The organism is Thauera propionica (genome assembly GCF_002245655.1).
GTDB lineage: Bacteria > Pseudomonadota > Gammaproteobacteria > Burkholderiales > Rhodocyclaceae > Thauera > Thauera propionica.
This window is the reverse complement of sequence record NZ_NOIH01000051.1, coordinates 1-1,974: the sequence shown is the minus strand read 5'-3', so window position 1 is coordinate 1,974 and position 1,974 is coordinate 1. Positions and strand designations below refer to the sequence as shown.

Below are 1,974 nucleotides of genomic sequence, written 5' to 3'. Positions count from 1 at the left end.
GAGTTGCTCGCCTGGCTCGATGGCATCGATCTGTCGCGAACGCGCCGCCTGGCGCCGGTGGCGGCCAGCGTCGTGGGGTGAATGTCGGCCGCAGGGGCAATCGGTGATTCACCGCATTCACGGAGACGGCCTGCACGGGCATGCTTGGACCCATGAACCTGCCTGTCCCGATCGATCGCGCCAGCCTGCCTACGGAGGTCGCTCCGCTGCAGGATCTGGTGCTCGAACTGGGGCAGCAGGTGCAGGCGATGCGTGCGCAGTTCGACGCGCAACTGGACACCCTGCGTCACCAGCTGGTCGAGTTGCGGCGACGCCTGTTCGGGCCGCGCAGCGAGGTGATCCACCTCGGGCAGGCAGAACTGTGGTCCGACCCGGTACAGATCCCCGTACCGAGTGAGGAGCGTCGCGAGGTCGGTGCCCACACCCGGCGCAAGGGCGGGCGGCCGGCGATCAGCCCGGATCTGCCGCGCCGGCGCGTCGAGCACGACCTCTCCGACGTCGAGAAGGCCGGCTACGCCTCGCTCGAGCGCATCGGCGAGGAGGTCTCGGAGTTGCTCGAGTACATCCCTGCCCGGCTCGAAGTGATCCAGAACGTGCGCCTGAAGTACCGCTGCGAGAGCGCCGACGGCCGCAGTACCGTGCGCACTGCTACGGCCCAGGGCTCGCCGCTGCCCAGGAGCAACGCCGGCGCCGGGCTGCTCGCCCACGTGATGGTCTCGAAATACCTCGATCACTGCCCGCTGGCGCGCCAGTCGCGGATCTTCGCGCGCCAAGGCGTCGCTCTGTCGCGTCAGACCCTGTGCGACTGGGTGCTCGATGCGACCGCGTTGCTCGCCGTGTTGATGCCCGCCCTGCAGCGCCACGTACTCGCGAGCCCGGTGATCTTCACCGACGACACCACGCTGTCGCTTCAGGCCCCGGGCAAGACGATCACCGCCCGGATGTGGGTGTATCTGGCCGGCGGGCAGCAGAAGGACGATGGGGGCCAGTGGCAGCAGGTGGCTCCGGCCGCCCTCTACGACTTCACGGCCGATCGATCCGGAACGCACCCGCGCCGGATCCTGGGCGCATGGCGCGGCTACCTGCAGGCCGACGACTACAGCGGCTACCACGCCAGCTTCCGCGAGGGCGTCACCCATGTGGCGTGCTGGGCGCATGTGCGGCGCAAGTTCTTCGATGTTCTCAAGGCGGCCCCCAAGGGGGCGCCGCCGGGGCTGGCCGATGACGCGTTGCGCTTCATCGGGCTGATCTACCGCATCGAGCGTCGCCTGGCCGAGGCCGACCCGGACGTGCGCCTGCGCGTGCGCCAAGGGCGCACCCGACGTGTGCTGAACGCGTTCCACCGCTGGCTCACCCATCACCAGCCGACGCTGCTGCCGCGCTCGCCGCTGGGACGTGCGTTTGCCTACGCGCTGTCGAACTGGACAGCGCTCACCGTGTTTGCCGACAGTGGCCTGCTCGCGCCGGACAACAATACCGCCGAGCGGGCGATGCGCCCGGTGGCGATCTCGAGGAAGAACTGGCTGTTTGCCGGAAGTCCACGTGGCGGACGGGCCGCTGCCGTGGCACTCTCGCTGATCGAGACGGCGCGGTTGAACGGTATTGAGCCCTACGCTTACCTGAAGGATGTGCTCACGCGCCTGCCCGGCCACCGCATGGACCGGCTCGACGAACTGCTGCCGATGAACTGGAAGCCCGCGCCCTGATGGATCCCGCCACCCTCCAAGCCCTCAGCCGTGCAAGCTCGCTCGAACTGTTCCACCTGTCGCGCGTGATCGAGCGCCTGATGTCGGATCCGTCGCGGATCGTGCAGATCCGGCTGCATCTGAACCTGGGGCAACGGGTACGCTTCGTGGACGGAAAAGCGCCGGGCGCCGCGCTGCAGCTTCGAAGCGGCACCGTGGTGGCGATGAAGGACACCCAGCTCACTGTGCAGGACGACGCCACCCGTGCGACCTGGACGCTGCCCTACGC

1 protein-coding gene and 1 pseudogene are annotated in these 1,974 nt (G+C 68.7%); both read left to right on the top strand.

The genetic code is table 11. The annotated features are described in order from the left end of the window. Positions 1 to 152: 152 nt before the first annotated feature. Complete coding sequence (gene tnpC / locus CGK74_RS18545) at positions 153 to 1,706, top strand: IS66 family transposase (protein ID WP_206186294.1); 1,554 nt, start codon at positions 153 to 155, stop codon at positions 1,704 to 1,706. Then, positions 1,706 to 1,974 (top strand): annotated as a pseudogene (locus CGK74_RS18540) (hypothetical protein); the annotation flags it as partial. The gene tnpC and the pseudogene CGK74_RS18540, both read left to right, overlap by 1 nt.